The organism is Actinomyces viscosus, assembly GCF_900637975.1.
Lineage (GTDB): Bacteria > Actinomycetota > Actinomycetes > Actinomycetales > Actinomycetaceae > Actinomyces > Actinomyces viscosus.
The window spans coordinates 1,465,257-1,487,635 of the sequence record NZ_LR134477.1; the positions used below are offsets into that span (position 1 = coordinate 1,465,257).

Consider the following 22,379-nt stretch of genomic DNA (forward strand, 5'->3'; position numbering starts at 1 on the left):
TTGTCCTTTCAAAGTGGCGGAGTAATCGAGGCGGCATCCTGACCACACGAGGTCACCACCTGAAATAACCATAAAATCCACCTTGCGAAACTCATCAGAGCGGTCGCCCCCCCCTTGACGACCTTCTCCCCAATCCATACGATGAGGCTTTTTACCGGTAAGCCACTTCGCCTCCCAGGCCGTCAGACTCCCTATCGGGACGGTTACCAGCGCGCTTGTCGTCCCAGCTTCTGAGCGTAGCGAAAGGAGACGTACGCCAGGAGCAGGCAGATGACCAGCGTACCGATGGAGGCGCCGACGTCACCCTCGGTGAAGATCCTCGACACCCCGGTGATCGCGGTCCCCAGCATCATGATCGCGATAACGTACCAGGTCATGGGGTGACGCCAGAAGGATCGCCTCGCCGGCACTGCGGGAGCCGGCATCGGCGCGAGCGGAGCGGGAGCAGCCATGAGCGGAGCCGAGGCCGGACGGACTCCTGCAAGATTCTCACCCCAGGCGTTGACCGGGATAGCAGAACCGTCGGGCCGAAGAACCAGGAGTCCGATACCGCACTCCTCAGCAAAACGCATCGCCTCGCCGGAGAATCCTGCGACGGAGAAGGCGATCCTATAGCATCCCGGCCTCATCTGAGAATCATCCACCAGTCGCTTCAGGTCTTCCGCAGTGGCAACAGAAGGGGAGATTCTCACCTGGGCGACAGCGCGAGAGGCGACCACGTGGACGCCGGTATCCACCATCCGATCCATGGCCGCAGCATCGGGAAATCCGTGACGTCGCATCCACATGGCGACGGCGGTCTACGCCAGGCCACCAGATCCACTCATACTCATCTTCGCCTTCTTGTCTATTCATCATCAGCCGGCTACCCAGGCATGTCGTCGGCGAAGACGAGTATAGGTCCACTCATTTCCTCCCCATCCCCGATCTTCATTACAGAAATGCCATTCTTTCAGCCGGCTGGCTGAAAGAATGGCATTTCCTGATGAGGCGATCGATCGAGCAGGTCGATCGCCCAGCGCTCAGTCGCGAGTGAGCTTCCGGTAGGTCACCCGGTGGGGGCGGGCCGCCTCCGGTCCAAGACGCTCGACCTTGTTCTCCTCATAGGAGGCGAAGTTGCCCTCGAACCAGTACCAGCTGGCCGGGTCCTCGTCGGTTCCCTCCCAGGCGAGGATGTGGGTGGCCACGCGGTCGAGGAACCAGCGGTCGTGGGTGATGACCACGGCACAGCCGGGGAACTCCAGCAGGGCGTTCTCCAGCGACCCCAGGGTCTCGACGTCGAGGTCGTTGGTGGGCTCATCCAGGAGGATGAGGTTGCCGCCCTGCTTGAGAGTCAGGGCCAGGTTGAGGCGGTTGCGCTCACCGCCGGAGAGGACACCAGCCGGCTTCTGCTGGTCGGCGCCCTTGAACCCGAAGGAGGCGACGTAGGCGCGCGAGGGCATCTCCACGTTACCGACCTGGATGTAGTCCAGCCCGTCGGAGACGACCTCCCACAGGGTCTTCTTGGGGTCAATGCCCGCGCGGGACTGGTCGACGTAGGAGAGCTTGACGGTCTGGCCGATCTTGAGGTCTCCGCCGTCGAGCGGCTCCAGGCCCACGATGGTCTTGAACAGGGTGGACTTTCCGACGCCGTTGGGGCCGACGACCCCGACGATGCCGTTGCGCGGCAGGGTGAAGGAGAGCCCGTCGATGAGGGTGCGTCCGTCGAAGCCCTTGTTGAGGTTGGTGGCCTCCAGGACCTGGTTGCCCAGGCGGGGCCCCGGCGGGATCTGGATCTCCTCGAAGTCGAGCTTGCGGGTGCGCTCGGCCTCGGCGGCCATCTCCTCGTAGCGGGCCAGACGGGCCTTGGACTTGGCCTGGCGCCCCTTGGCCGAGGAGCGCACCCACTCGAGCTCCTCCTTGAGGCGCTTGGCGAGCTTGGCGTCCTTCTTGCCCTGGACCTCGAGACGCTTCTCCTTGGTCTCCAGGTAGGTGGAGTAGTTGCCCTCGTAGGGGTAGAGGTGGCCGCGGTCGACCTCGGCGATCCACTGGGCGACGTGGTCGAGGAAGTAGCGGTCGTGGGTGACGGCGATGACGGCGCCCTGGTAGCTGGCCAGGTGCTGCTCGAGCCAGAGGACGGACTCGGCGTCGAGGTGGTTGGTGGGCTCGTCCAGCAGGAGCAGGTCCGGAGCCTCCAGGAGCAGCTTGCACAGGGCCACGCGGCGGCGCTCACCACCGGAGAGGTTCTTGACCTCGGCGTCCGGCGGGGGGCAGCGCAGGGCGTCCATGGCCTGCTCCAGCTGGGAGTCGAGGTCCCAGGCGTTGGCGGCGTCCAGGGCGTCCTGGAGGGTGCCCATCTCCGCCATGAGGGCGTCGAAGTCGGCGTCCGGGTCCGCCATGGCGGCGCTGATCTCGTTGTAGCGGTCCAGCTTGGACTTGATCTCGGCGACGCCCTCCTCGACGTTGCCGAGCACCGTCTTGTCCTCGTTGAGCGGGGGCTCCTGGAGGAGGATGCCGACGCTGTAGCCGGGGGTCAGGCGGGCCTCGCCGTTGGAGGGCTGGTCGATGCCGGCCATGATCTTGAGGATGGAGGACTTGCCGGCGCCGTTGGGGCCGACCATGCCGATCTTGGCTCCGGGGAGGAAGGCCATGGTGACGTCGTCGAGGATGACCTTGTCGCCGTGGGCCTTGCGCGCCTTGATCATCTGGTAGATGTACTCAGCCACTGCTCGTCTGCGCCTTTCGTCAGGGTGTGAGCGGAGGTTCTGCGCGACGACGGCGACCGGTCGGTCCCGTCCGTGCGCACCGTGGCCAAGCCTAAGGGAGCCCCTGCGCCATGGCGACGACGGCGGAGGTGAGACGGTGCACGCGATGGCTCGGCTCAGGTCCCTGGCAAGGATGATGCCGGTATCCGCCGACGACGGCGATGGACCACGAGAATGAGAAGACCGACCGCGGCCCAGAGCAGGCCCTGGAGGATCCACGTCACCGATCCACCGGGCAGGTGCAGAGAGCCCGAGACATAGTAGGTCACCACATGAAATCCTCCGTGCACGCCGATCGCGGCCCAGGTCGATCCCGAGATGAACCGAACGATCACCGCGGTTATCGCGAACCCGCAGGGCAGGGCGAGATACGTGATGTGCTCCAGCAGGTTCTGCTGGCCTCCCTGAGAGAAGAGGTGGAGGGCGGTGAATCCCAGAACGCTCGCAACCGCCGCGAACCGCCTCGCACCCAGTGAGGTGAAGAGTCAGCCCCTCCAGATGATCTCCTCGGGAATACCCTGGAGAAGGAACGCTATGGAGAGGGACTCCACGGCGACGAGCCACGCCGGCCCCGTGGACACGGACTGTTCGCCACCAGCAGCACCGAGCACCTGGACGATGCCGGCCGCTGCGAGATCCACGACGAGCGCGGCCAGAACCATCCCGGCCAACCAGAGCATGGCGCGGCCGTTGATCTCCAGGCCCAACCTGACGCGACGGCCCCGATCCAGTGTGCGGCGCAGGAGACCGCACAGGACAAGAGCGAGCAGCGTGGCCGACCCGTGTATCAGCAGCACGCAAGCACTCACCTCAATGGACTCCAACACGCCATCAGTATTCTCGTGGGTCAGACCAAAAGCCTGAATATGGCGGTCTTTAATCAAGCTTTTCTTGGGTTGGTGTGATGGGTAGGTGCTCGAAGTCGTAGTCGAAGGTGCGGCTGGTGATGTAGCTGGTGAATGCGGTGTAGGTTTCCTCGGGGTTGTCTCGTTGTATGTTTGAGATGTTCTTCTTGGCGGTGTTCCAGACGTGCTCTATTGGGTTGTGGTCGGGCGCGTAAGGAGGTAGGTAGATCGGCCTGACGCGCTCCAGGGCCTGGCCGGGCTCATACAGGTCAGTGACCGCCTTGGCGTGGTGGAAGCCGGCGTTGTCAAGAACAACAGCGATCTTGTCGTTTGCCGTCTCGCGTACCAGACGGGCCAGGGCCAGGGTGACCTGCTCGGCGTTCTGGTTGCCCTCGATGGGGTAGACGCGCACCTGCTTGCTGGTCAGGCTCAGGGCGCCGAAGAAAGACTGGGCCGAGCGTTCTCGGTCGACATAGATCTTGGTCCGACGGCCGGTGGGCAGCCACATACGCCGGGTGACGGCCTCGTGCTCGACGCGCACCTCGTCGACGGTGTAGACCTCCCAGCCCCGGGCCAGCAGGTCGGCGACCTCCTGACGGACCTGGTCCATTCGCTCGGTGACGGCGGCCTCGTCGCGGCGCTTGTCGAAGGGGTCGGGCAGCTTGAAGCTCATCCCCACGAAGCGCAGGAGCAGCTGGTAGGAGGAGTCTGAGGCGTACTCCACGCCGAACTTGATCCGCACCACGTCACGCAGGGCCGGTACGTCCCAGAAGTCCGCCCTGATCCCGCTCTGGGCCGGTGGCCTACTCAGGATCCGCTTGAGCTGCTCCTTGTGGGCGCGGGTGAGCTTGGCGGCGTTCTCGTTGCCGGCGTGCCCAGTGACAACCGAGTGCAACCTGGAGCACCGCCAGCGGCGCAGCCAGTTGCTCACCGTCCTGCGGCTGCGGCCGACCATCTCAGCGATAACACCCGTGCCGACACCACGAGAGGCATACAAAATGGCCTCAGCCTTTAAACGCACCAGGACGAACGAGTCACCGCGTTTCTTCCACGCCAGAAGAACATCCCGCTCCTCCGCAGTCACATCAACAACCACACACACATTCTATATCGATACCCCCAAAACCACCCGACAACACAACCCCAGAAGGAAACTTTGTTTAATGCCGGCCATAGCAGGAATCCGCCTCAGTAATGCCGGCGTGAGCGCGCATGCGAACATCACCACAATCGCAATCGCAACACGCAGGAGCTTGCCACCTAGTAATAGTCGACCATGTCGATCCGATCGACACCCATCGAGATTCGAGGACTCGAGATAGGATAATGCTGACGAGGCCTGCACTGACCGAGGTTTTCCGTGTGATGCGCTCATGAAATTCACGGTACGCCCACCGTATAACGCCCTCAATCACAGACGGTAAGAACCAGGGACCGCCGGAGAAGAAATCGGGGATCCCCCTCCGGGGGGATCCCCGATAATGGCAACGCCTCTGAAGAGCCTTCGGAGAATCGCCTCGCTCAGTCCTCGGCGGTCTCCTGCTGCTTGCGCCAGCGGATACCGGCGTCGATGAAACCGTCGATATCGCCGTCGAAGACGGAATCAGGGTTGCCGACCTCGAAGTTGGTCCGCAGGTCCTTGACCATCTGGTAGGGGTTGAGGACGTAGGAGCGCATCTGGTCGCCCCAGGAGGCCTTGACGTCCCCGGCGAGCTCCTTCTTCTTGGCGTCCTCCTCCTGCTGCTTGAGCAGGAGCAGTCGCGACTGGAGGACGCGCATGGCGGCGGCGCGGTTCTGGATCTGGGACTTCTCGTCCTGCATGGAGACCACCAGGCCCGTGGGCAGGTGGGTGATGCGCACGGCGGAGTCGGTGGTGTTGACGCTCTGGCCACCGGGGCCCGAGGAGCGGAAGACGTCGATGCGGATGTCCGTCTCGGGGATGTCGATGTGGTCGGTGGACTCGATGAGCGGGATGACCTCGACGGCGGCGAAGGAGGTCTGGCGCCGGCCCTGGTTGTCGAAGGGGCTGATGCGTACCAGGCGGTGCGTACCGCCCTCGACGCTCAGGGTCCCGTAGGCGTAGGGGGCGTGGACCTCGAAGGTGACCGACTTCAGTCCCGCCTCCTCTGCGTAGGAGGTGTTGAGGACCTTGACAGGGTACTCGTGGCGCTCGGCCCAGCGGGTGTACATGCGCAGCAGCATCTCGGCGAAGTCGGCGGCGTCCACGCCGCCTGCCCCGGAGCGGATCGTGACGACGGCGTCGCGCGGGTCGTACTCGCCGCTCAGCAGCGTGCGGATCTCCAGGTCGGAGAGGTCCTTGCTGATGGCGGTCAGGTCCGACTCGGCCTCGGCGAGGATCTCGGCGGCGTCGTCGCCCTCCTCCTCGCCGGCGAGCTCGACCATGGCCTCGAGGTCCTCGATGCGCTCCCCCAGGCTCTCGACCCGCTTGAGGTCGGCCTGGGCGTGGGACAGGGCGGAGGTGACCACCTGGGCGGAGTCGGGGTCGTCCCACAGGTCGGGGGCGGAGGCCTGCTCGGAGAGCTCGGCGATGCGGGCGCGCAGGGCCTCAGGGTCGGTCACCGCGGCGATGGAGGCGTAGGTGTGTCGGAGTCGTTCGATCTCGGCGGAGAAGTCAGTGGCCACGAAGGGGAGTCTACGGCAGAACGTACCGGGGGCGCCGTCGGGGCGGATCCGGCCCGTCGGTCCTGCGATCTCCACGAGGTCCCGGGGCACTCGCCGTCGAGCCTCACCCCAGCTCGAGGCCCTGGGCCTGGGTGAGCAGCGCCTCGAGCACCGCTCGCGTGGCCGGGCCCGGCTCGGTGCGGGTCGAGCGGTGACGCACCACCAGCTGGCGCACGCCCAGCCCGGGCAGGCGCACCACGCTCAGCTCGTCCGGGACGAGCCCGGAGTAGACGGCCAGCTCGGGCAGGAGCGCACACCCCAGGCCCTGGCCGACCATGGCCAGGACGACGTCGTAGTCGTAGGCGACGTGCCGCATCGTCAGGGGCGTGCCCAGCTGGCGCTCGAGACGGTCCAGGGCGAAGGCGCCCGCGGTCCCCGGGGCCAGATCGATCCACGTGGCGCGGACCAGGTCCGCCAAGGTGGAGGGTGCCGCCTGCTCGGCCGGGACGACGACGAGCCAGGACTCGTCCAGCAGCGGGACGTCGGCCATGCCTCGAGGAGCCGGCGGCAGCGTGTGCTCGTCGCGCTCGATGAGGACCAGGTCGAGCTCGCCCCGGCGCAGCCGGGACAGGGCGTTACGCTCCTCGACCTCCTCGACGATCACCTCCAGCTCCGGGCTGGTGGTCGCCAGCGACGACAGCAGGGGCAGCAGGAGCGCACGGACCGCGGAGGCGAAGCTGCCCACCCGCACCACACCCGAGGGGACGGAGTCGTCCAGGTCCGCCAGCTCACGGCGCACGGTGGTCAGCTCGTCCTCGATGCGTTCGGCCGCCTCCGCCAGGACCTTCCCGGCCGCGGTGAGCACGGCCCCGGTGGGCGTGCGGTCAAGGACCCGGGCACCGCACTCGCGCTCCAACAGGCGAATCTGCTGGGAGACGGCGGACGGCGTGATGTGAAGGATATCTGCCGCTGCGACGACTCCTCCGGCACGGTGGACGGCCAAGAGAACCGAGAGTCTCTGAGGCATGACACGCATGAAGTAAATCTACATCCCTCATGCAGATAGATGCGATTGACCTTCATCTGCGGAGAGCCAAGAATCGGTTCCGTGAACGACGTGCTCTCCTCCCTCATCTCTATCGGCGGCTGGATCGGTGCCGCTGAGCTCCTCGTGGCCTACTTCCTGGTCTCCAAGGGCACGATCGCGGGCGACTCACTGAAGTACCAGGCCCTCAACATCACCGGCTCCGTGCTGCTGACCATCAACTGCGCGAACTCCGGGGCCTGGCCCAGCGTCATCGCCAACGCCTTCTACCTCCTGGTGGGCATCAACATCCTGTTCACGGTGAAGCGGGCCTACATCGCCCAGCTCTCCCGGCGGCAGAGGGAGGAGCTGCGATCCCGGATGCACCTGCACCGACGCCACTCCCCCGTCTCCCCCGTCATCTCAACCGGCTTCGTCGAGCAGGCCTGACGGCTCGAAGCCCCAGCCGCCCCCTCGTCAGTCCCCAACCAGCTACTCCGCTACGGCGCAGTGAGTCCTGTCGACTCACTGCGTCGTCGTCATCCGGGCCGAACCGGTCGCAGTGATGGTGAAGCCCTCGGCCGGGATGATCCCCCAGGGCAGGAAGGGCGGGCGGGAGCGGGCCTGGAGCGTCACCACAGCGGTCCGGCTGTCCGCGGCCCGGGCGCTGACGATCGCGACTCCCGCCAGCCTGGCCGCCGCAGGCTGGGCAGACAGGTCGGCGGCCGCCTTGGCACTCACCGCCGCGTCAGTCAGGGCGCCGGGCGCCGTATCGCTCCCCTCACCCTCGTAGTACGGGTCCCCATCCACACCGTCCGCACCCGCGGCCGCGGCCGAGTCCGCCAGCGAGGTGAGGGTCTTGAGGTCGAGGTAGACGGCGGTCGCCGAGGCCGCGACGAACAGCATCGCGAGGACAACGCAGATGAGGCCGACTCCCAGCAGCAGCGTCTGGCCGTCCTCCTCCCGGCGCAGCCGATGCATCAGCGCCCCGGCCCGGTGAGGAACGGCCCTGAGGCCCCGGGACCTGAGGCTCTGCCCCGCACTTCCTCTCACTGCTCCTCTCACTGCTCCTCCTTGCCCGGCAGGGTGATGGCCCGCTCGGTGTCCACGACGACGACGTCACGACCGATCCCCAGGGAGGCGAAGCCCGGTAGGTCCACGCCGACCGCGACCTTGACGGTCGCAGCCTGACCGCGAGCGCAGCCGCGGGCACAGGTGACCGACAGGGATCCGGCCGGGTCGGCGTCGACGCCCTGGTCGGACAGGGACAGCCCCGTCGCCACCCGGGCCTTGTCCATGGCGGACGGTGAGTCGTCGACCTCCAGAACCCGGCTGGCGGCGTCGGCCGCCGAAGCCACGGCGAAGGTCGTGGCCTGGATCTGGGCGAGTGTGACCACGAGGTAGAGAACGGGCACCACGAGGACGGCGCTCCAGCCGATGAACTCGACGATGGCGTTGCCCTCCTCCAGGCGCACCGGCCCCCGGATGCCCCGCCCGCAGCTGCTGAGAACGTCGCGCAGCCGAAGGACGGGGCGCCGCAGCCGCTGCCGGATTGAGCAGGCGCGCCTCTCCACCGAGACCCGAGAGGCGCATGAGACGGCAGAGACAACGGACGCAAGGGAGGCGGCAAGGAGTCCGGTGATCCTGGGGAAGGTCATGTCAGTCACCGTCAGGCCCCCTCTCCGACGTCTCCCGGACCAGGGACGCCTCGTCGACCGCGTGGCCCGTGACCGTCAGCGTCCCTCCGGGGCCGAAGAGTCCCAGAACCGGAAAGGGCGCTGTCACCGTCACCTCAACGATGGTCAGGTCGTCGGAGGGGACCCGGGAGACCGTCACGGTGTCCACGTAGCCGCGGCGCAGCGCGGCGTCGGACAGCACCTGCACCCGCTGCCGAGCCTCGCTCTCGGTACCTCCGACCAGAGCCGCCCGTCGAGCCCCGTCGCCGGCGGCGTCGGTGAGGACGTTGCGCGCATAGACGCCCAGGGCGACCTGGAGGAGCGCCACGAACACGATGATGACGAGTGCGCCGACCATGACGAAGTCGACGACGGCGGAGCCCGACTCGCCCCGAGGACGCGGGCGAATCCGGCGCCGGCGGGTGACGGCTCGGTCCGGGCGCTGAGGCTCGCCGCACCGGTGAGCCCATTCAGATAGCACTCGTCACCTTCGCGATGGCGTTGAGGAAGACCTCGGTCAGTGTGCTACCGGCAACCGTCCACAGGGCCACGACGAGTCCGGCGGTCATCAGGGTCACCAAGACCCAGCCGGGGACGTCTCCGCGCTCGTCCCGCAGATCGATTCGGGGGCGGCCGGCGGGCCACCATGACCTGGAGCTGGAACGAGACGGGCGGGACGGGGAGAGGATGCGTTTCATGGCTGCTCCTTGCGGACGAGTAGGAATCTGGTGGGAGGAACGTCGAACGGGCTCTGAAGGCGGGAGGAGGATCAGGAGGATGACGGATGCGCTCACACCCCCAGCCTGAGGACGAGCAGCCCCGGGAAGAGGGCGAAGACGACGGTGACGGGCAGGACGAGGAAGACCACGGGGACCATCTGGGCGATCTCGCGCCTGCCGCCCTCCTCCATGAGGTCCTGACGTGCCGCCTCACGCACGTCGGTGGCCTGGGAGCGCAGGACGTCCGCCAGTGGTGTGCCGCGCTCAAGCGCCACGACGATCGCCTCGCACAGGCGAGTGACGTGGATGGAGCCGACTCGCCTCTCCATGCGGTCCAGGGCCGTGGACAGGACGGTGCCGGAGCGGATGTCGGTCAGGGTGGTACCCAGCTCGTCGATGAGGTCGCCCCGTCCGAGTGCGACGACGCGCTCGATGGCGGCCACGGGGCCTTGGCCCGCGCCGACGGCCAGGGCGAGGAGCTCGACGACGTCGGGCAGCTGGGCCTCGATCCGTGAGAGCCGCTTGGCCACGGCCCGGCTGAGCCACCAGTCCCGGGCGGCCGCCCCGGCCACGGTGGCCATGACGGACAGGACGATGAGCGCGGGCACGTTGACGGTCCTGACCAGGGCCGCCAGTCCGCCGGTCGCCAGGACGACCAGGAGCGCCGTCGTCGACCACAGAACCTGCTGAAGCCGGAACTGGTCGAGGCTGAGCGGTGAACCGGAGCGGATCAGACGCCGACGGACCGACTCCGCCGACGACCCCAGCGAGTCCAGCAGCCGACCGAGGTTGAGGGCACCGGCCGTGGAGGACATGAGCAGGCCGACGACGGTGCGCCCGTCGGAGGCCAGACCCGCAGGAGCGGTCAGGAGCCCCGAGGTCGTGGACTGCCGGTGCACGTATGGCTCCAGCCTGGCCATGAGGGTGGGGCGGCGTCGGCGGACGGCCGAGATGATGGTCAGGATCCCCGCAGCCCCCAACAGGCCCGCGAGCCCTCCGGTGAGCATGACGTTCATCGCGGTCATCGCAGCATCCTCTCCTCCTCGGGCAGCCGCCCCAGGCGCAGCATGAGGCGGTAGGCGATCACCGAGACGACAGCGCCGACCAGGAGGATGAAGGCTCCGGCGGCGGTGGCGTAGGCGGCCGCCGCCTGCGGCCGGGTGGACAGCAGCGCCAGCACGAGCCATGGGGCGGCGACCGCGACCTTGGCGCCGTTGACGGTCCAGGACTGACGCGCCTCGAGCTCTCCGCGGGTGCGCATGTCCTCACGCAGCATCTGCGACAGAGAACGCAGCAGTGTCCCCAGGTCCGTTCCGCCGACCTCGTGGGCCAGGCGCAGGGCCTCAACGATCCGATCGGCGACGGGGTCGGCGAAGCGGGCCTTGAGACGGTCCAGGGAGCTGTCGAAGCGGGCGGTGGCGGCGTAGTCGGTGGCGAAGGCCCGGAACTGGGGGCGGACGGCCTCCGGGCCGCGCTCACCGAGGTTGGTCAGGGCCTCCGGCAGGCTCATGCCCGCCCGGACACCGGAGACGAGGGTGTCGACGGCCTCGGGCCACACCTCACGCAGACGGGTGCGACGGTTGCGCGCCCGCGAGGAGATCACGAGGAAGGGGATCGTCGTGAAGATGGCGGCGAAGGAGGCGGCGACCGGCCAGGCGCGAGACACCCCCAGGAAGACCAGCCCGGTGAGCAGGCCCAGCCCGATCGAGCCCAGGACGAACATTGCGGGGCTGGTGCGGCCGGCGCCGGCCTGAACCAGGATGTCGGCCAGGAGCCGAGAGCGCCGGGAGCGCCACTGGGGCGGGTCGGAGGTGCAGGCCAGCCAGATGAGCAGCATCCCCACGCCGGCCAGGAGTCCCGCGATCGCACCCATCAGTAGACCTCCCTGCCGTTGGCGGGGCGCGCGTTCAACAGGGCGGTGAGGTCGTGCCCGGCCCGGCTGAAGCGCTCGACGCCGCTGGGAACGCCTGCGCCCCGCACGAGGTTGCCGACGGTGTCACGGTGGAAGATGTCGGACAGCTCGATGACACCGTTCTCGACCCGGCCGGACAGCGCCGCGACCTCCCTGACGGTGCGGCGCCCGCCCCGGTCCAGGTCGAGGTGGACGACCAGGTCGATGGCGCTGGCCACGGTGGGGACCACGAAGTCGCTCGAGACGTTCTCCCCCGCCAGCAGAGGCAGCGTGCAGATCTTGATGACCGCCTCTCGTGCGGAGTTGGCGTGCAAGGTGCACATCGAGGGAAGGCCGGAGTTCATGGCGATGAGAAGGTCGAGGGCCTCGGCCTCACGCACCTCCCCGATGAGAAGGCGGTCGGGGCGCATGCGCAGGGCCTCCTTGACCAGTCGGCGCAGGCTGATCTCCCCGACGCCCTCGAGGTTGGGCGGCCGGGTCTGCATGGCCACGCAGTCCCGGTTGCGCAGGGCGAGCTCGAAGACCTCCTCGCAGGAGATCACCCGCTGCCCGCCCGGGATGGCCCCGGCCAGTGCCCGGACCATCGTGGTCTTCCCGGCCTGGGTGGCCCCCGAGACCAGGATGTTGAGACCGGACTGCACGGAGGCGTCCAGGAAGGCGGCCACCTGGCTGGTCAGCGAGCCCATGCGCACGAGGTCGCTGGTGCGGGAGGCGCGGGAGGTGTGCTTACGGATGTTGACCGCCCAGTGCTGGGAGGTGATGGGCGGGATGACGACGTGAAGCCGCTGTCCTCCGGCCAGCTGGGCGTCGACGAAGGGGCTGGACAGGTCCAGGCGGCGCCCGGAGGCCCGCAGCATCCGCTCGACCAGGACAGCGAGGTCCTCACTCTCCAGGATCGTGGTGGTCAGCTCGGGGCGCCCTGAGCGGGCGATGAAGACCCGACCGGGAGCGTTGACCCAGATCTCCTCGATGGACTCGTCGTCGAGGTAGCCCTGGAGCGGTCCCAGGCCCGCCATGGAGTCCAGCACGTGGGAGCGGGCGCCCGCGGGGTCGATGAGCGGTGGGACGAGTCCGGCGTCGGAGCGGCGCAGGTAGTCGTCCTCGGCCTCGGTGACGAGATGCTCAAGGGCGGAGGTGTCCTTGAGCGGGTCGATTTCGCGAGCGCGAACCAGCTCGCGAACCTCCGTCAGGAGGAGATCGGCAGCGTCCATGATGCCTCTCAGCGTGTGTGAGTTGTCAGAGGGAGAAGTGAGGATGACTGAGGTTCGACCAGGAGCTCAGCGTTGAACCCCGACACACCGGCCGGTCGGTGACCACTGTCACGAATAAACTCTAGGACACCTGGTCACGAAATGGCCACTGCCTTGGCAGGGCCTGTGGATAACTCGGAAGGTGTGGCGCATCGGAGCGGTTCTCGTCGTTCTTGACGTTTGCCGCCAGCGGACGGGCGCGGCTGTCCTGCGAGATGTAGGACCTGTCGCCTACGGTTGGACCATGTCACAGCCTCCGCAGTTCCCGGACGCCCCCGGCACCACCGATGTCGACGACGGTGTCGACAGCCTCACCGACGAGGCGGCCTCCGACGTCGCTGCGGCTCCGACTGCCGATGACCGCGACGAGCCCGGCGACCAGAACACTGAGCTGCCTGATGGGCAGGACGAGGGCTACCGGGCCCCCGTGGTCGTCGCTCCGCTGCCCGGCGCATCGGCCGGCCCGCCGCCGAGCAGCCGACCGGCCACCCAGGCCCAGCCCGCGGAGGAGCCGCGCCCTCATCACTCGGCCCTGTCCCTGGCCGCGATGGCGAGCGTCGCCGTCGCCGGCCTCAACCCGGCTCGGCTGGCGCTGCCGCAGTCCGAGACCCCGGAACGGCACATCATCGGGGTCATCGACACCCAGGGCCGCCACTGGGAGGTCCATGAGGCGCGCACCGACGCCGTCGGCGCGTCCCTGGAGGCCGAGGCCGAGGTGCTGCGGCGCATCGGCCGGGTCGTCGATGACGGCAGGCTCTCCTTCGACGTTCCTCGCGTCAGCGGGTCCCTGCGCCAGAAGGGCGCCCACGTCCAGGTCCGCTCGCACGTGGAGGGCAAGCCGATCCCGGTGGAGGCGCTTCGCCCGGGCCCGGGGATGTCGGCGGGCCTGGGCAAGGCCCTCGGTGAGATCCACGAACTGGCGATGTCGGTGATCTCCGAGGCGGGCATGCCGGTCTACGACGCCGAGGAGGTGCGCCGCCGCTGGCTGAGTCTGCTGGACGACGCCGCCGCGACCGGCAAGACCCCGCCGGCGCTGCTGGGCCGCTGGGAGCAGGCGCTGGAGGACACGGCCCTGTGGCGCTTCCGGCCCACCGTGGTCCACGGCGACCTCGCCGAGGAGAACGTGCTGGTGGCCGGTGGCACGGTGGTGGCCGTGCGCGGCTGGACCCAGGCGCACGTGGGAGACCCGGCCGAGGACCTGGCCTGGGTGTACTCCTCGGCGCCGGTGGACTGCCTGGACTCCATCGAGGACGCCTACGACATCGCCCGCTCCGAGGGCGTCGACCGGCACCTGCGCGAGCGGGCCGAGCTGGTCAGTGAGCTCAGCCTGGCGCGCTGGCTGCTGCACGGGGTACGGACCGGGGACAAGCCGGTCATCAATGACGCGGTGGCGATGCTGGAGGACCTGGCCGCCCAGGTGGGTGACGCCCCGCTGGTGGAGCCGGCCACGCCCCGGCTGGCGCCGGTGCCCGGGGAGCGCGAGCCCGCGGAGCCCGACGCCGTCACCAACCCGGTGGCGATGGTGCGCGTCGACGACGAGGACGAGGGCTAGATCCCGCCTCGTCACTCATCGACACTCATCGACATCAGGTCAGTGGGACTCGGCTGAGGAGCGCGAGGAAGGCGACGGCCCACACCAGGTTGACGATGTTGAGCAGGGCCCCGTCCAGCAGGGGCTTGCCGGGGTAGGGCAGACGGGTCAGGGCGTACCACGGGGCGGCCTGCACCGGTGGGGTCAGGAGCAGTGACCAGCGGGGAAAGGCGGTGGCCCCGGAGCCCAGGGCGATGCATATGAGGATCCATCCCAGCGTCGTCAGCCCGACGGCGGGGACCCAGGCCTGCATGAGGAAGCGGTAGAGCCTGCGCGCGTGCTCCAGGGAGGCGGGCTCGGGTGCCTTGTCGTCTGTCTTCCCACCGTTCGCCGTCCTCGCTGCCAGGTAGGCCGCGTGGGCGCGCTCGGAGGCCAGCGCGAGCGGGTAGAAGGAGGCGTGGGCCAGGGGTGAGAGGCTGAACCCCACTCCCAGGAGCACCACGCCCGCCATCCCGACCGGTGATCCGCGCAGCAGCACCCAGTGCGCGTAGAGGCCGGCGAGCATGAGCGGGATCGAGTAGTTGGCGACCAGCGCGCCCCATCGCAGGCGGCGCTCGTCAATACGCGTGTAGAAGGCGTAGGAGTCGCCCCCCCATGAGCCCAATGAACTCGCCGTGCTCGCGCTTGTCGGGCCTGTGGAAGCCGACGATGAGCGCGTCCCCGACGATCCAGCACAGGGCACTGACGAGAAAGGCGAGGATCGACCAGGTCACCAGCACGTGGAGCCTCCTTACAGCATCGAGTGCGAGGAGCGGTGCCGGACCGCGCCGGCCGCCTCTGGCCGGGTTGGTCGAGCCGAGGACGCTCCTCAGGCGGACGTTAGCCCGGCTGCTCGGAGGCTGGAAGAGCCGTCATCTCGTTGAGCGATGAGTCGGGGGTCAGGGCCGCCTCGATCTTCTCGAGGCTGAGCAGGCCCTCCGCGGTGAGCTCGTCGACGCGCCCTGCGGGATAGTCGACGTACACGTAGGCGGCGCGCACGGAGCTCGTGGGAACGCCCTGGGAGGCCGCCCAGGCGTGGACGTAGACGCTGAGCTGGTCCACGGGGACCCGGCGGCGCCCGGTCTTCCAGTCGACGATGAGCCAGCCGGTCCCGTCCAGGCGGCGGAAGACGGCGTCCATGCGGCAGCGCAGGGTGGTGGCGCCGATGGTGATCTCCCGGTCGGTCTCGGTGGCGGCCAGGACGTAGTCCTCCAGGAGCGGCAGGTTCTCGGCGGTGTCCAGCCAGCGCTCGACGCGGGCCCGGTCCTGGGGGTCGAGGTTGTCGGGCACGCCCGCCTCCCCCAGACTGAACAGGGTGCCGCGGGCACTCAGGCGCTGGGCGACGGCGTCGTGGAAGACGGTTCCGAGCCGGCCCGCGGCGCGCGGCTCGGGCGGGAGAGGCCGACGCAGGTCCAGGGCGAATCGCTGCCGGTCGGCGCGCAGGTCGTCCAGGCGGGTGGCGGCCAGATGCTCGGGAAGTCGGACGGCGGGGACGGCGGCCGAGGCGCTGGCGCGCTCGGCCAGGAGGAGGCCCGCCTCGAGCTGCCAGCGCCGCAGTGTCTCGTCGACCGCCTCCGCCCCCTGTCCGGAACCCGCCGGCTCAGCCCTGGTGCCGCTGGGCTCCGGCTCGGTGGGGTCCAGCTCGCTCATGGCGGCCCTGACCTGGGCGGCGGTCGCCTGCCGAGCCCGTCGCAGGGCGGTGGCCCGCTCTGAGACGCGCTCGCCCTCTCCCCCGGCATCCGGCGCCTTGACCTCCGGCGCCTCGGCGTCGATCGGCCAGGTGCCGACATGGGTCAGGGCGGTCAGCGGGTTGGGGCGGGACTCGTCGAAGTCCACCCAGCCGTCTGCGTAGGGCACGAGGAGGTCTCGCCGTCGGAGCTCGGTGAGGAAGCGCGAGGGCTGACGCGGCTTGGAGGCGGTCTTGGACAGGTGGGAGCCGGTCAGCAGGAGCTCGTGGCGGGCCCGGGTGAAGGCGACGTAGGCCAGGCGGCGCTCCTCGCGCAGGCTCTGGCGGCCCAGGGCCTCCTTGTAGACGGTCATCGTCTCGGCCAGGAGGGGCTTGTCGGTCGCCGCCGGGTTGAGGTCGCCGACGGTGAAGGGAGGAAGGTCGTCGGCATCGGCCCGCAGCGGGAAGGGGAAGGTCGAGGTGCTGCCCATCCAGCCGGTCTCCACCACGCGCAGGTCCTCCTTGACACTGCTGGTGTAGGAGGGGAAGACCTGCTCGTCCATGCCGGGCACGGCGACGACGTCCCACTCCAGGCCCTTGGCGGCGTGGACGGTCAGGAGCTGGACCGCGCCGGGCGCGGGGTCGACCTCGGGGGCGCTCATGGCGTCCTCGTGCTGCTCGGCGGCGTCGAGCCACTCCAGGAAGCCGGTGAGTGTGGCGGCATCGGTGTCCGTGGCGAAGGCGAGGGCCGTCTCCTGGAAGGAGTCGAGGGCGCGGTGCCCCATCGGGTCGCCGACCCGGGCGGTGATCTCGATGTCGAGGTCGAGGGCCTGCTCGGCCAGGGCGACGAGGTCCGGCAGGGGCAGGGACATGGCCTCCCGGACGCGTCTGATCGCCCGGGCGGTGCGCAGCGCGACGGCCAGGCCGGCCGGGGTCAGCTCGACGCCGACGGTGGGCGCCGCCTCGCCCGTCCCCTCCTCGTGCCATCGCAGCAGGGTCTCCAGGGCCTCACTGAGCAGCGGGGAGTCGGCCTCGACCTGGTCACCGTTGCCGTCGGCGCCGTGCCGGCTCTCCTGCGGGGCGGGGCGGACGACCTCGCGGGCCAGTGCCGCCAGGGCGTGCAGGTCGCTGGCGCCGATGCCGAAGCCGGTCAGGAGCCTGACCACCCGGTCCCCGCGCTCGGGGTCGGAGGCGGCGGTCAGCAGGGCGCGGACGTCAGCGACCTCGGGGACGTAGAGCATCCCGCCCAGACCGACGATCGTGTAGGGAAGGCCGGCGGCCTCCAGCTCGACGGCGATGGGTTCCATCTGCGCGCGGGTGCGGCACAGGACGGCCATCTCGGCGCTGGGCGACCAGCGCTCGGCGAGGAAGGCGGTCACGGTGCGGGCTTCCTCGGCCGGGTCCTGGAGGAAGGCGCCGTACACCGCCCCGGGCTCCAGGCCGAAGGCGACGGGCCGGGCCTGCAGAGGTGCGACGGCGATGTGCTCACCCACCGGGTCCCCGTCCTGGACGACCCCCGAGCGCAGGGGCGCCGAGACGGTGTTGGCGACCTCCAGGATGGTGGAGTCGTTGCGCCAGGAGGTCGACAGGTCCAGGACCGGAGCGGCGTCGGACGGGGATGCCCCGGAGGCGAGGAGGGTGGTCCCGGTGGGGTTGAAGCGCTGGTGGAAGGTGTCCAGCGCCCCGGCGCTCGCCCCGCGCCACCCGTAGATGGCCTGGTGCGGGTCACCGACGGCGGTCACCCCGGAGTCGGCGAACAGCGCGGACAGGAGACGCACCTGGGCCACCGAGGTGTCCTGGAACTCGTCGAGCAGGACCGCGGGGTACTGGGCCCTCACCTGGGCGGCCGCCTCGGGGACGGACTCGGCGATGGTGCAGGCCAGGGCGATCTGGTCGCCGAAGTCGAGCAGGCCGTGGCGGCGCTTGTGCTCGTGCAGCTCGGCGACGACGTCGAGCAGGGCCTCCCACTCGCTCATGACGGCGGGCGCCTTGCCGACCAGGGTCTTGCAGCCCTTGATGGCGGCCAGGGCGGTGAGCTGCTCAGTCAGGTCGGCCAGGTCCGTGGCGGCCTCCTCGATGGTCAGCAGGTTCTGGCTCAGGGCGTCGTTCAGCACCAGGGCGGCGCTGGCGTTGTGGGTGAGGCCCTCGCTGGGCAGTGGCAGCGTGCGCGCCTCGAGCAGGGAGGTGACGATCTGCCAGGAGCGGGCCTGGGTGATGAGGGTGGAGTCGGGGTCGACGCCGATACGCAGACCGTGGTCCCGCACCAGTGAGCTGGCGAAGGAGTTGTAGGTGGCGATCATCGGCTCGCCGACGTCGGTGGCATCGCCGGCTCCCCCGCCGCCGTCCGGCGCAGTGGTCGGCAGCAGGCCGGCGGCGCCGAGGCCGGCCAGGCGGGAGGCGATGCGTTGGTCGAGCTCGGCTGTGGCCTTGCGGGTGAAGGTCAGGCCCAGGACCTGGTCGGGGCGGACCTGTCCGGTGGCGACCAGGTAGACGACCCGCTGCGCCATGGTGGCGGTCTTGCCCGAGCCCGCCCCGGCCACCACCAGGAGCGGGCCGAGCCGGTGGGCGATGACACGGGCCTGCTCCTCGGTGGGGGTGTGGATGCCGAGCGCCGCCGCCAGCACCTGCGGGGTGAGCTCACCCGAGCCGGTGGGGTTCATGAGACGACCCTCCTTCCCTCGACCTGGACGGGGCAGGAGTCCTTGACCATGCAGGTGCGGCAATGATCGCCGGTACGGGCCTCGAGCAGGGGGCCCAGCCCGGCCACGGCCGCGCCGGCCACGAGGTCCTCGGCCCAGTACTGCTCCGGGGCCTCTGCCGCGGCGTTCGCGTCACCATCGCTGAGCTCGTCACCGGACCTGTCCTCAGGCTCAGGGGCCGCAGGGCTGGGGTCGAGCGCGGCACCCGGCGGAGCCAGGACGTAGCCGTCACCGGACCGCTTGGAGGGCTGCTTGCCCAGGAGCACGAGGGCCCCGCCGGCGACATCGTGCCCTTGAGCGCCCAGGGCGAGCCGGTAGGTGGCCAGCTGAGGATGGCGCTGGACGTCCTTGGGGACGCGCTGGCCGGTCTTGAGGTCGATGACGCGCACTCCGCTGTTTCCGGCTCCCTCAGCGGAGCCGTCCGGGTTCTCCACCGCCCGGTCCCCCAGGTGCTCGAGACGGTCGATGCGGCCGGCGATCCTCACGGGGACGGCGTCGAGTCCAGCCGGGGACATCCGGTGGGCGGCTCGGTTGCGGACCTCGGGGCTGAGGACCTGCAGGGGGATGTCGACATCGGCACGGACGGGCTGCTCGACGTCGGCGCGGATGCCCAGGGCGTCGCAGTCGCTCAGGTAGGCGTCGAGGCGTTCGATCATGGCGCGGGCACGCTCCGCGGCCAGGCCTCCTTGCCAGGTGTCGGGGTAGCCGAGGTCGCCCAGGCGTTCCTCGAAGGCCTCCCGCAGGGCGGGGCCGCGCAGGTGCTCCTCCTCCGCCTTCTCGGCCACCGCGTGGATGAGGCTGCCCAGCGCCTGGGCCCCGCTGGCTGGGGCCGAACCGCCGTTGCGGGTCAGGAACCACTTGAGCGGGCAGGCGGTCAGCCCCTCGACGTCGGAGGGACTGACCCGAATCCGCTCGCCGGCGGCGACGAGGGGGGCTGTGGAGGTGGGGGCTCCCGCGCCGATCCAGGTGGAGGGGTCGGCGCCGGGCACGTCCTGGCTGGCGAGGTCGGCCAGCAGCGTGACGGCCTCCTGCCCGCGGCGACGCTCGGCGGCGGTGGCCGTCTCCAGGTTTCCGGCAACGGCCGCCAGGCGCAGCTCCCCCACCAGGCCGCGCAGGGTGAGGTCTCCGGTGTCGGGGCTGAGGACGGGGGCGCCGTCGGCGTCGGTGAGGGCGATTCCGGCGGTCCGGGCGATCTCCGTCAGGAAGGACGAGGGGGCGTGGTCGGCGTCGGCGGTGGCGGTCAGCAGGAGGCGTCGGGTGGCGCGGGAGAGAGCCATGATGAGCATGCGTCGCTCGTCAGCGCGCACCTGGGCGCGGGCGGCTGCGACGGCCCCGCTGCCGCCGGCCTCTTCCCCGTCTCCCGAGGCGTTGCCGCCGGCTGGCAGGCGGCCGGTGACGGCGTCGACGAGGAGGCCGGTACGGGTCAGGGAGTCCCGCAGACGCAGGTCGGGCCAGCGGTCCCGCTCCAGCCCGGCGATGACGACGAGCTCCCACTCCTGCCCGGCGCAGCGCGCCGGAGTCATGACGGCGACGCCCTCGGGGCGCCGGCCCTGGGGGGCCACGGAGTCCGAGGGCAGGACCTCGGCGTCGAGCTCGGCCAGGAAGCTGAACGCGTCCTGACCGGGGTGGCGCTCGGCCCAGACCTCGGCGCGCTTGAACAGGGTGGTGACGACGTCGAGGTCGTGCTCGGCGGCCTCGGACAGCAGTGAGCGCACCGAGCTGCCGGAGGGCCGCAGGGCGGTGGTCCGCCAGGCCTCGGCCCTGCCGGAGGCGTTCCAGGCGGCCCACAGCAGGGCCTCGACATCGCGGGGGCTGCCGGCGGGTGAGTCGCCGACGGCGGTTCGCAGCGCCTCGATGATCCGGGCGGCGGTGAGCAGCCGGCCCGCCTGAGCTCCGAGCGGCTCATCATCCAGGGAGCGGGCGAAGGCAGCGGCCTGATCGGCCTGCGCCAGCAGGGCCAGGAGGGAGGTGTCGGCGCTGGTTCGAGAACCGGTCCCCGGAGTCGGCTCGGTGGGCGTCACGAGCTCCACGGGCTCGGCAGGCTCGGCTCCGCCGGCACTCCTGCCTGCGGCCTCGGGGTGCTGGCGCAGCCGGCGGCGCAGCCGGCGCAGATCCATGGTGGTCAGTCCTACCAGGGGGCTGGTAAGCAGGTTGATGGCGGCCTCCCGTTGCGGTGGCCGGCTGGTCTCCCCCAGCTGGCCGCGGACGGCGGCGCGAACGATGTCCAGCAGCGCAGCGGCAGCCGGTTCGGCGCGCAGCAGCACCGCGGGCGTGCGGGAGGCCAGGGGCACGCCCCGTCTGCGCAGGTCCCTGGCAAGCGCCTCGACGTCTCCGGCGCTGCGGACGATGACCGCCATCTGCGACCAGGGGGTGGCGTGGTGGACGTGCTCGAGCCGCAGCGCCCGGGCAAGGTGGGCGCGTTCCTGCCAGGTGCTGGAGGCCAGGATCGCCTCGACACCGGCCGGTGCCGCCGGCCGGTCATCATCGGGCGTCCTGGAGGAAGGCCGCACCGAGGAGCCAGGGCTCAGCGTCGTCTGCCGGTGGGAGGCCGTGCCGGTCACCGGGACGCGGGCGCTCTGGTCGGCCACCGCTGCCGCGATCGCCGGGTTTCCCCGGTGGCAGGTGGTCAGCTGCAGGCGTGTGGCTCCCAGCCCTGAGTGGTCCTCAGCGGCGATGAGCAGGCTGGGCGTGCCGCCGCGGAAGGTCTCGACCGCAACGTCCGGATCTCCCAGGACCACGATCTGCGCCCGGTGCCCGTCGGGGTCCGGGGCGGCCAGACCTGCCAGGAGCCTGGCGGTGGCGGCCGTGCAGTCCTGGTAGTCGTCCACGATGACGAGGTCGGGGACGGGCCGGGGGACGGTGACGCCGTCGGAGCCCCAGGCCCTCAGGGCCTCAACGGCCCGGTCCTGGAGGCGGGCCGTGTCCATCTTGCGGGTCTGCGCCCTGCGCTCGGCACTGGCTCTGCCCTGGGCGTCCCAGGTGCGCAGCAGCTGGGCGGACGGCCCCCAGATGGGGACGTTGAGCCGGCGCCCGAGGTCGGCCAGCTCGTCGGCGGTGATACCGAGCTCACCGGCGCGCGCCAGGAGATTGCGCAGCTCGGAGCGGAAGGCCCGTGAGCCGGTTGCCTCCGCGGGGAGCCCGGGCCAGGTGATGGTGCTGATCATCGAGGCCAGGACGGAGTCCTCCTCCGCACCGGCCAGCAGGACCGGGGGCGGCAGCGGGTCGGGCCGTCTGGTCAGCGAGGTGGTCAGGATCGTCAGGGCCAGGGCGGCGGGCGTGCGCACCCGCACGACGCCGTCACCGTGGCCTTCTCGCAGCAGGTGGGCGGCCCTGCCGCGCAGTGCGTCGGCACGCGCGCGGGTGGGGGCGAGCAGAACGGCGTCCCGGCCGCCGGCGACCGCCTCCGACAGCAGCCTCAGGGCCAGCGAGGTCTTACCGGTCCCGGGCGCCCCCAGGACGACGACGTTGGAGCCCTCGGCCACGCGATCCAGGACCCGCAGCCCGTCGGCGTCTGCGGAGGGCAGCTCCGGCGCCTCGAGGGGCGGGAGGAGGTGGATCGGGTCCTGGGACATGGGACCATCTCACCACGAGCCACCGACATGGAAGGCGCACCGTTAAGGGATCGTCATCGGCGGCGGGCCCGCAGCCTCCG

18 protein-coding genes are annotated in these 22,379 nt (G+C 70.1%); 2 read left to right on the top strand and 16 right to left on the bottom strand.

Annotated elements, in window-relative coordinates; all coding sequences use genetic code 11:
• Nucleotides 1-203: 203 nt before the first annotated feature.
• The 6 genes from EL340_RS14905 to EL340_RS06365 form a co-directional block, all read right to left on the bottom strand.
• Nucleotides 204-377, bottom strand: a complete 174-nt coding sequence (locus EL340_RS14905) for a hypothetical protein (RefSeq protein WP_164719350.1) — start codon at nt 375-377, stop codon at nt 204-206.
• A gap of 645 nt (nt 378-1,022) precedes the next feature.
• Complete coding sequence (ettA, locus tag EL340_RS06340) at nt 1,023-2,705, bottom strand: energy-dependent translational throttle protein EttA (RefSeq protein WP_009232331.1); 1,683 nt, start codon at nt 2,703-2,705, stop codon at nt 1,023-1,025.
• Between the two features lie 524 nt (nt 2,706-3,229).
• Nucleotides 3,230-3,541 carry a hypothetical protein gene (locus EL340_RS15335; RefSeq protein WP_232023251.1) on the bottom strand — a complete coding sequence of 104 codons (312 nt, stop codon included), beginning with the start codon at nt 3,539-3,541 and terminating at the stop codon, nt 3,230-3,232.
• 79 nt (nt 3,542-3,620) lie between these two features.
• Nucleotides 3,621-4,685, bottom strand: a complete 1,065-nt coding sequence (locus tag EL340_RS06350; protein WP_126413152.1) for an IS630 family transposase — start codon at nt 4,683-4,685, stop codon at nt 3,621-3,623.
• 425 nt (nt 4,686-5,110) lie between these two features.
• On the bottom strand, nt 5,111-6,232 hold the full coding sequence (prfB, locus tag EL340_RS06360) for a peptide chain release factor 2 (RefSeq protein ID WP_126413905.1): 1,122 nt from the start codon (nt 6,230-6,232) through the stop codon (nt 5,111-5,113).
• A gap of 103 nt (nt 6,233-6,335) precedes the next feature.
• Complete coding sequence (locus EL340_RS06365; RefSeq protein ID WP_126413906.1) at nt 6,336-7,247, bottom strand: LysR family transcriptional regulator; 912 nt, start codon at nt 7,245-7,247, stop codon at nt 6,336-6,338.
• Between the two features lie 72 nt (nt 7,248-7,319).
• Between EL340_RS06365 and EL340_RS06370 the strand changes: the two genes are divergently transcribed.
• The gene (locus EL340_RS06370) at nt 7,320-7,685 is read left to right on the top strand and encodes a CBU_0592 family membrane protein (RefSeq protein WP_425331255.1); all 366 of its coding nucleotides are present in this window, start codon (nt 7,320-7,322) and stop codon (nt 7,683-7,685) included.
• 75 nt (nt 7,686-7,760) lie between these two features.
• Here the strand turns inward: EL340_RS06370 and EL340_RS06375 are convergent, their stop codons facing one another.
• From EL340_RS06375 to EL340_RS06405, 7 genes are all read right to left on the bottom strand, one after another.
• Nucleotides 7,761-8,216, bottom strand: a complete 456-nt coding sequence (locus EL340_RS06375) for a glycosyltransferase (RefSeq protein WP_126413908.1) — start codon at nt 8,214-8,216, stop codon at nt 7,761-7,763.
• A gap of 80 nt (nt 8,217-8,296) precedes the next feature.
• Entirely contained in the window at nt 8,297-8,893 is a 597-nt protein-coding gene (locus EL340_RS06380; RefSeq protein ID WP_232023292.1) for a hypothetical protein, read from the bottom strand.
• A gap of 1 nt (nt 8,894) precedes the next feature.
• A complete protein-coding gene (locus tag EL340_RS06385) occupies nt 8,895-9,320 on the bottom strand; it encodes a TadE family protein (protein ID WP_269471650.1) in 426 nt (141 codons plus the stop codon).
• A gap of 61 nt (nt 9,321-9,381) precedes the next feature.
• A complete protein-coding gene (locus EL340_RS06390; protein ID WP_126413910.1) occupies nt 9,382-9,609 on the bottom strand; it encodes a hypothetical protein in 228 nt (75 codons plus the stop codon).
• 92 nt (nt 9,610-9,701) lie between these two features.
• Complete coding sequence (locus tag EL340_RS06395) at nt 9,702-10,655, bottom strand: type II secretion system F family protein (protein ID WP_126413911.1); 954 nt, start codon at nt 10,653-10,655, stop codon at nt 9,702-9,704.
• On the bottom strand, nt 10,652-11,503 hold the full coding sequence (locus EL340_RS06400) for a type II secretion system F family protein (RefSeq protein WP_126413912.1): 852 nt from the start codon (nt 11,501-11,503) through the stop codon (nt 10,652-10,654). Before EL340_RS06400 ends, EL340_RS06395 begins: the two co-directional genes overlap by 4 nt.
• Nucleotides 11,503-12,753, bottom strand: a complete 1,251-nt coding sequence (locus EL340_RS06405; RefSeq protein ID WP_126413913.1) for a TadA family conjugal transfer-associated ATPase — start codon at nt 12,751-12,753, stop codon at nt 11,503-11,505. Before EL340_RS06405 ends, EL340_RS06400 begins: the two co-directional genes overlap by 1 nt.
• 283 nt (nt 12,754-13,036) lie before the next feature.
• Here EL340_RS06405 and EL340_RS06410 point away from each other — a divergent pair, with 283 nt between their 5' ends.
• Nucleotides 13,037-14,344, top strand: coding sequence for a phosphotransferase (locus EL340_RS06410; RefSeq protein ID WP_126413914.1), 1,308 nt, complete (start codon nt 13,037-13,039; stop codon nt 14,342-14,344).
• Nucleotides 14,345-14,378: 34 nt separating this feature from the next.
• Here the strand turns inward: EL340_RS06410 and EL340_RS06415 are convergent, their stop codons facing one another.
• The 3 genes from EL340_RS06415 to EL340_RS15725 form a co-directional block, all read right to left on the bottom strand.
• The gene (locus tag EL340_RS06415) at nt 14,379-14,987 is read right to left on the bottom strand and encodes a hypothetical protein (RefSeq protein WP_232023252.1); all 609 of its coding nucleotides are present in this window, start codon (nt 14,985-14,987) and stop codon (nt 14,379-14,381) included.
• 215 nt (nt 14,988-15,202) lie between these two features.
• Entirely contained in the window at nt 15,203-18,688 is a 3,486-nt protein-coding gene (locus tag EL340_RS06420; protein WP_126413915.1) for an ATP-dependent helicase, read from the bottom strand.
• Nucleotides 18,685-22,299, bottom strand: a complete 3,615-nt coding sequence (locus EL340_RS15725) for a UrvD/REP family ATP-dependent DNA helicase (RefSeq protein ID WP_126413916.1) — start codon at nt 22,297-22,299, stop codon at nt 18,685-18,687. Before EL340_RS15725 ends, EL340_RS06420 begins: the two co-directional genes overlap by 4 nt.
• Nucleotides 22,300-22,379 lie beyond the last annotated feature (80 nt).

What these genes read in the sequence shown, in the direction of transcription:
- EL340_RS14905 (WP_164719350.1), bottom strand. Translation starts at nt 377, where the DNA reads ATGACCTGGTACGTTATCGCGATCATGATGCTGGGGACCGCGATCACC.
- EL340_RS06365 (WP_126413906.1), bottom strand. Translation starts at nt 7,247, where the DNA reads ATGCGTGTCATGCCTCAGAGACTCTCGGTTCTCTTGGCCGTCCACCGT.
- EL340_RS06375 (WP_126413908.1), bottom strand. Translation starts at nt 8,216, where the DNA reads ATGCATCGGCTGCGCCGGGAGGAGGACGGCCAGACGCTGCTGCTGGGA.
- EL340_RS06380 (WP_232023292.1), bottom strand. Translation starts at nt 8,893, where the DNA reads ATGACCTTCCCCAGGATCACCGGACTCCTTGCCGCCTCCCTTGCGTCC.
- EL340_RS06390 (WP_126413910.1), bottom strand. Translation starts at nt 9,609, where the DNA reads ATGAAACGCATCCTCTCCCCGTCCCGCCCGTCTCGTTCCAGCTCCAGG.
- EL340_RS06395 (WP_126413911.1), bottom strand. Translation starts at nt 10,655, where the DNA reads ATGACCGCGATGAACGTCATGCTCACCGGAGGGCTCGCGGGCCTGTTG.
- EL340_RS06400 (WP_126413912.1), bottom strand. Translation starts at nt 11,503, where the DNA reads ATGGGTGCGATCGCGGGACTCCTGGCCGGCGTGGGGATGCTGCTCATC.
- EL340_RS06405 (WP_126413913.1), bottom strand. Translation starts at nt 12,753, where the DNA reads ATGGACGCTGCCGATCTCCTCCTGACGGAGGTTCGCGAGCTGGTTCGC.
- EL340_RS06410 (WP_126413914.1), top strand. Translation starts at nt 13,037, where the DNA reads ATGTCACAGCCTCCGCAGTTCCCGGACGCCCCCGGCACCACCGATGTC.
- EL340_RS06420 (WP_126413915.1), bottom strand. Translation starts at nt 18,688, where the DNA reads ATGAACCCCACCGGCTCGGGTGAGCTCACCCCGCAGGTGCTGGCGGCG.
- EL340_RS15725 (WP_126413916.1), bottom strand. Translation starts at nt 22,299, where the DNA reads ATGTCCCAGGACCCGATCCACCTCCTCCCGCCCCTCGAGGCGCCGGAG.